The sequence below is a fragment of the Archangium sp. genome (assembly GCF_036277355.1).
Lineage (GTDB): Bacteria > Myxococcota > Myxococcia > Myxococcales > Myxococcaceae > Archangium.
This window is the reverse complement of record NZ_DASUNC010000056.1, coordinates 1-6579: the sequence shown is the minus strand read 5'-3', so window position 1 is coordinate 6579 and position 6579 is coordinate 1. Positions and strand designations below refer to the sequence as shown.

Annotated in this window: 5 protein-coding genes; 2 read left to right on the top strand and 3 right to left on the bottom strand. The window is 69.7% G+C overall.

Annotation, left to right across the window (positions count from 1 at the left end):
- Window positions 1-135 precede the first annotated feature (135 nt).
- The gene (locus tag VFZ09_RS14625; RefSeq protein ID WP_329728180.1) at window positions 136-1164 is read right to left on the bottom strand and encodes a hypothetical protein; all 1029 of its coding nucleotides are present in this window, start codon (window positions 1162-1164) and stop codon (window positions 136-138) included.
- Between the two features lie 114 nt (window positions 1165-1278).
- Between VFZ09_RS14625 and VFZ09_RS14620 the strand changes: the two genes are divergently transcribed.
- Window positions 1279-2901, top strand: a complete 1623-nt coding sequence (locus VFZ09_RS14620; RefSeq protein WP_329728179.1) for a LysM peptidoglycan-binding domain-containing protein — start codon at window positions 1279-1281, stop codon at window positions 2899-2901.
- Between the two features lie 69 nt (window positions 2902-2970).
- Here the strand turns inward: VFZ09_RS14620 and VFZ09_RS14615 are convergent, their stop codons facing one another.
- Window positions 2971-4302: a hypothetical protein gene (locus VFZ09_RS14615; protein ID WP_329728178.1), complete on the bottom strand. Its 1332-nt coding sequence runs from the start codon at window positions 4300-4302 to the stop codon at window positions 2971-2973.
- A gap of 145 nt (window positions 4303-4447) precedes the next feature.
- On the opposite strand from VFZ09_RS14615, the gene VFZ09_RS14610 reads away from it, so the two are divergent.
- Window positions 4448-6154, top strand: coding sequence for a C1 family peptidase (locus VFZ09_RS14610; RefSeq protein WP_329728177.1), 1707 nt, complete (start codon window positions 4448-4450; stop codon window positions 6152-6154).
- Window positions 6155-6332: 178 nt separating this feature from the next.
- Here VFZ09_RS14610 and VFZ09_RS14605 read toward each other — a convergent pair.
- The coding region (locus VFZ09_RS14605) for a transposase domain-containing protein (protein WP_329727077.1) at window positions 6333-6579 on the bottom strand (247 nt) is incomplete at its 5' end.

Here is a 6579-nt window from a genome sequence, read left to right as displayed (position 1 = left end):
CCACGGATTTGGCGCCCCTTTGCCAACCTGACTGCCGCTCACCTGACAGATAGGGGCAACGGGCCAGATTGTGCCCCCGGGTCCTGCGCACGACTGCTTCGCGGCTCCTCGCCAAGCCCTGGTGAATAATCCGGGCTAGCGCTCCTCGTCGCAGCCCGTCTCCACCTGGACCGGGTAGGCGGATTTCCTGTCCTCGCGCACGTACTCGCGGCCCTGTGAGAAGAGCTCCGGGCTCTTCACGCTCACCAATCCCTTGCGCGCGTCGAGCTCCTTCCAGCCCACCGTCTCGAGGGTGCCGCTCTCATACATCACCTCCAGCGACTGGCTCCCCGCCGGGCCGGGACGCAGGCCCACCACCTTCGTGACCGTCGTCTCCTGGCCGAGCTCCACCTCCAGCTCGCCGCTGGCCGGGCGGACGGTGAAGCTCCGGGTATTGGCAGCGCAGGGCTTGAAGAGGACGAAGCCCCTGCCCTTGCGCGTCAGCTCGAGCCACTTCCCCGCGAAGGGCCGCAGCCGCTGCGCCTCCACGGGCGGACGGGCCGCCTGCGGGGCCCCCGGCTGGGGACAGTCCAACTGGGCGCGCTCGAGCAGGCCCACCGTCGACTTGCGCGGCCCCTTGAAGCGCGCGGGCACCCGGCGCGGCTCGGAGCCGGGAAGGAACACCTCCACCGTGTCCCCCGCCACCACGTACGCCTTGCGCGGCGTGGCGGCGCTCTGCGAGTCGAAGAAGTTCGCCCGGTCCGCCTTCACCTTGCACGTGCTCGGCGCTCGCACCGCGCTCCGCTCGAAGGTGTCCGTGCCGGGCCAGCCCATGCCACAGCACGCCGGCGTCTTGCCCTCGAGCACCAGCCGCGTGGGCTCCAGCTTCAGGCTCCACGTGTCCGATGACCCGGCCCCCTGGAGCGTCCAGCGCTCCCCGCTCTTCTGCTTCACCACCAGGGGGCATTCGCAGCTCCCCACGCTGTTGCCCTGCTCGAACCCCGCCTCGTAGCGGACGAGTGTCTCGTTATCCCCCTCGAGGATGAGGAGCTCTCCCCCGTCCTTCTCGTAGCGCCCCGTCACGCTCCCCGAGCCCTGGGCCCGCGCGGACCCGGACGCCCCGAGCCAGAGGGCAAGCAACATCCATACCGTCATTTTACAGAACAGCCGCAATCGAGGCATCATCAGACGCTCCTGAGCCGGACCGAAGCAACTCCGCGGTGGCTCGCCGAGATAATCAGATGATCGCCCGGCACGTCCGTATCCGCGTGTGCGTGGCCCAGAGGGAACGACAGAATCATGAGCACGTATCGGATCCGTTCGGGAGACACCCTGTCGGGCATTGCCCGGCGCCACAACACCACCGTCGATGCGTTGGCTCGCGCCAACAACATCGAGAATCCCGATCAGATCCGCAGGGGGCAGAGGATCCAGATTCCGGATGGATTCGATCGCCCGTCCGTGCAGCGCCCCCGCGCCCGCGCCAGCGGCGAGGACACCTTCACGCCCGCGACGAGGCCCCAGGCCCGCCCCTCGGCCGCGCCCACCAGCGCCCCCACGCCTCCCGTCCGGCCCGAGGGCCTCGGCGCCACGCCCGCCGCGCCTCCGGCGGGTGCCCAGCCGCTGGGAAGCCTCAGCCGCCAGTACGAGGCCCGGGGAGGCCCCGGCACCGTCTCCTCCGGTAATGGGGATAGCGGCGGCGTGTCCTACGGCTCCTACCAGCTCTCGAGCAACCGCGGCACGGCGCAGCGGTTCGTGGACTCGCTGAGGACCAGCCATCCGGACTACCACGCCGCGCTGTCCGCCCATGCGCCCGGCACCGAGGCGTTCAGCAACGCCTGGCGCGAGCTGGCCCGGCAAGATCCGCAGCGATTCGACAGGGCCCAGCACGACTTCATCCAGGCCACGCACTACGACGTGGCGGCCCGGGGCATCCAGCAGGACACGGGGCTCGACCTGAACACGCGCTCGGCCGCGCTGCGGGATGTGGCCTGGTCCACCGCCGTGCAGCACGGCCCGGGCAATGCCGATAGCGGCGCGAGGGAGATCTTCCAGAGAGCGCTCGCGGGGCGTGACCCGGCCACCGTCACCGACGAGCAGCTCATCCGCGACATCTACGCCGAGCGCGGCCGCCGCGACGCCAATGGCGAGCTGGCGCACTTCTCGAGGAACAGCGCCGCCGTGCAGCGGGGCGTGGCGAACCGTTTCGTGAGCGAGGAGGCCAACGCGCTCGAGATGCTGCGACAGGAGCGGGCGGGCGCCCCCCAGACGCCGGCCGCCCAGACTCCCGCCAGCGCCGCACCGGCCTCGGTGCCGGTTCCCCAGCCTCGTCCCGCCGACCTGGCGGCGCAGGCGCAGCCTCCGGCCCCGGTGACGGCTCCGGGCACGGCGGCCCCGCGCCAGGTGCAGGTGCCGTTCTACAGCCAGTTCGAGGGCGGCCACGGCTTCGAGCCGGGCAACGAGGCGTGCTTCCGGGCGGCCACGGCGATGGCCCGGGACGCGGGCGTGACGGTGCAGGGCCCGGATCGCCGCATCCAGGTGGGCACGAGCGAGGACGCCCAGGGCCGCCTCACGGTGGACCCGGCGCGCGCCCGGGAGGGCCGCGAGTACATCGACGGCCAGCTCGACGCGGGCCGGCCGGTGGTGGTGGGCGTGAGCCACAGGGACGCCAACTACAACGTGGACAACCTGACGGACCACTTCGTGGCCATCACGGGCCGCGGCGTCGACGAGCAGGGCCGCACCTACTACACGTTCAACGACCCGGGCACGCGCCACGGCAACATCGGCGCGGACACCAACCCGAACAACCGCTTCTACGTCGACGGCAACACGGGGATGCTGTACCGGCCCGAGGGCGCGGGTGGTTCCATCGACATGCGCCGCTACGACGTCTCGATGGTGCGCCGCAACGCGCAGTAGCCGCCGTGAACCGGTGAGGAGCGCACCTCTCCGCGCTCCTCCCACCGGGGTCCCTCGCGGGACATCCGCTCAAGGACTCCGGGGGCAGGGAGGACTGGCGGGGCAGCGCCCCTCCACGTCCCGAGGCGTCGTCTGCGTGCAGCCAGACACCCGGGCGAAGCTGTTCGTCGCCAGGAAGTCCACGGCGTCCGAGCCATTCCATCCGCGCAGGATGCCGTGCCCCGCGCTGTCCTCGATGCGCGAGTTGGCGATGAAGGGCGCCCCCGGTTGTTGGAAGACGAGGATGGCCGAGCTGACGTCGAACGAGCCGGGCAGGTAGTTGCAGCCGTAGCCCGAGCACTGGCAGGCGCCGCCCGCATGGCGGACCCACACGGACTCCAGCCGGCTGTCCGGGCTCAGCCCGTCGAAGCGGATGCCCGCCCAGTCTCCCGCGGCCGGCGTCGCCCGGGCGGAGGTGAAGACGACGGGACGCGAGGCCGTGCCCACGGCGATGAGCGCGCTTCGGTTGTCATACACGCGGAGCGTCGTGTTGGGTTGGAAGCGCAGCTCGACGCCCGGCTCCACGGTGACGGTGGCCTGGGCGCTGGAGCTGCCCACCTGCAGCCCCTCCAGGACGTAGGGCACGCCCAACGCCCTCACCGTGGCATCCACGCCCACGTAGAAGACGCTGGAGGACGCCACGCCAGGGCTGACGAAGAGGGTGTCCGAGCGATTGCCCGTATAGGTACCGGAGGGCAACGTGCCCAGGGCATTGGGATTGATGGCCAGCGGCTCCGGACGCGCCTCACTCCCCGAGTCGCGAATGACCAGCGCCGTGGAGCCTTCGGCGAAGCCGCTCGTGCCATTGAGCACCACGCCCGGCCCTCGCGAGCCCTCGATGGTGACATGGTCCACGAAGAGCGGCCTCGGGCCGGGCAGGTCCGCGCCCGCGCTCACGCGCACGGTGGCCTCGGCGGACGCGGGGTTTCCACCGCCCGACAGCACCGTCCACGTCAGCCGCGCGGAGCCCCCGGTATAGATGCGGAACTGGCCCCAGGGCTGGCTCGCGTCCTGGGGCTCGAAGCGCACCGGACGCTCCTGCGTGCCCGCGGCGACGAGCGAGCCACCACTGTCCAGCCCGATGGAGCGGGCCGGGCCCATGCGCACCACGGCACACGGCTCCACCGTCACCGCCGCGCGCACCAGCAGGTCCCCGACGACGACATGCGGATTGGAGGCAGACCACGTCTCGGGAGCCGAAATGGTGCCCTGGTGCTCGATGGGCGCGCCCGTGGGCGTGGAGCACGTGGGCCCGGGCTGCCCCGCGTCCGGCTGCCCCGAGGGCTCTCGTGGCTGGCAACCCGACAGGCCAGCCGCCATCATCGACAACGTCAACACACAGCGTCGCAAACAAGGGTTCATGGTTGTCCCTCCTGTAGCCCACTCCCAGGCGCCTCGGGTTCTTCGTGTCATGGGCTCTCCCCTTCATACCCTGAATTCATGCAATTCAGTTGTTCCTGTGAAGCAATGGATGTAGGGTATGGCCCCTTTCAAAGCAGGGGGCCACATGCAAAGCGTTGGCTGGTACCGGAAGTCGTCGTGGGTCGTCCTCGCCTCCATCCTCATGGGGGTGCTGGGTTGTGAACCGCCCGAGCCGGAGGAGACGCCGTCCACTCCGGTCCTCGTGCGCCAGTCCCTGCGCAAGGGGAACGTCACGTTCGTCGAGCGCTCGGATGGAGTCCGGACGCCCACCGTCGATGTCTCGTACTTCCGGCCGAGCGCCGAGGCCCTCGCGGGCTCGACGCCCGTGACGGAGGCGGGCTTCACCATGCTCGCGCCCACCAGCTACTCGCTGGCGGCCTGGCAGACGCCCATCCGGGACCAGGCCGATCGCGGCACCTGTGGTGTCTTCTCCTCCGCCGCGGCCATCGAGGCCCGCTACCGGCGCGACTACGGCATCTCCGTGGATCTCTCCGAGCAGTACCTGATGCACATCGTGAAGAGCACCAGCCTCGACTACCCGCGGAGGTACCAGTACGAGAACCAGAGCTCGTACTGGTATGGCGCCGGCTCGCACTCCCTCTCGCTCGCGCTCTCCTACGCGCTGCCGCTCGAGAGCGAGGTTCCCTACCTGAACCAGTCGGGCATGGATGCCGTGCGGCGCTCGATTCCCGCCGCGGGAGAGCTGATCTGGAGCGGAGATCCCGCGCAGAACCCCACCACCCAGGCGCAGATCGACGCCTTCGAGTACTCGCCCCTGTACATCCCGCAGTCGGCGCGCAACAACGCCCGGTACGGCGTGAGCAGCTACACCCTGCTCGACTGGGCGCAGGCGCGTGACACCGCGCTCATCGAGAACTACATCGCGTCCAACCGGGAGGTGGCCATCGATGTCGAGCTCAAGTGGCGCTACAACGCCACCACCGGCATCCACGAGTACGACTCCTCGGTGAATTACGGCGGTCACTCGATGCTGATCATCGGCTACGACCGCTCGCAGCAGTACTTCCTGCTCAAGAACTCCTGGGGCGGCAGCGCGTACGTCAAGGTCTCCTACGGGTTCATCCAGAACGCGTCCTATGGGGGCGCCGTGGTCAACGGCGTGACGGATCCCAACGCGCCGGTGCGCAAGGGACAGTGGCTGGGCACCTGGGACATGAACCACGACGGGTGGACCGGGAAGCTGGTGGTCCGCCGCATCCCCCACCCCGCCAACGCCGCCACCCGGCTGGGGAGCTATTCCGGGCGCAACGCCAATGGCTATCTGTTGGATGACAACCGGGGCATCTACTTCCGCGTGGCCGACACCACGAGCGACACCGCGCCGGGCACCATGACCGGCCAGCTCTTCCAGATGTACATCCACGGGTGGGATCGGCAGGACGCCTCGGGCTACACCTGGGACGCGGGGAACACCCGGTACGGAAGCGTGCTCAAGCGCTCGGGGCTCTACATCCCCTACGGCAACTCCTTCACCGCGAGCCGGTGGCTGGGCACCTGGTACATGAACCACGACGGGTGGCGCGGCCGGCTGCAGATCACGAGCTACAGCGCCAGTGGCAGCCTGTGGGGGACGTACACCCAGGATGGCGGCTCCCCCGTCAACGTGACGGGGACGTTCGACACCGCGCGTCCCTCCACCGCGACCTTCGCCATCCAGTTCTCCGGCGGGGCGCAGTACTTCTACGTGCACCACTTCAGCTGGTCGCAGAACTTCTTCGCCGGAGTGACCTACTGGAACGGGTACCCCTTCGGCGTGCAGGGCACCAAGTAACGCTCCGAGCGGGTGCGCGGGCTCGACAGGCCGCGCACCCGCCTGAAGCCCGAGCGTCGTTCACGTCTGACGGCCAGGGGCCGATGCTCTTCGTGAAGCAGTACTCGGTCCAGCCCAGGATGTCGGCCATCAAGAGGCGTGGCACGGTGGCTACGAGATGGACGGAGCGTCGACAAGCCTATCGCTGCTGAGCCTGCTGCTGGGCCCACGCCTCGGGGAGGAGCTCCGCGAGGCGGGAGGCGGGGAAGCGGGTGTCGCCGAGCTTGGGCAGCACGTCGCGGAAGTAGGCCCACGGGTCCATGCCCAGCCGGTAGCAGCTGAGCACGAGGGAGTAGACATGGGCGGCGCGGTGGCCGGCCGCGTCGCTGCCCAGGAAGAGCCAGTTCTTGCGTCCGAGGACAATGAGCTTGATGAGGCGCTCCACC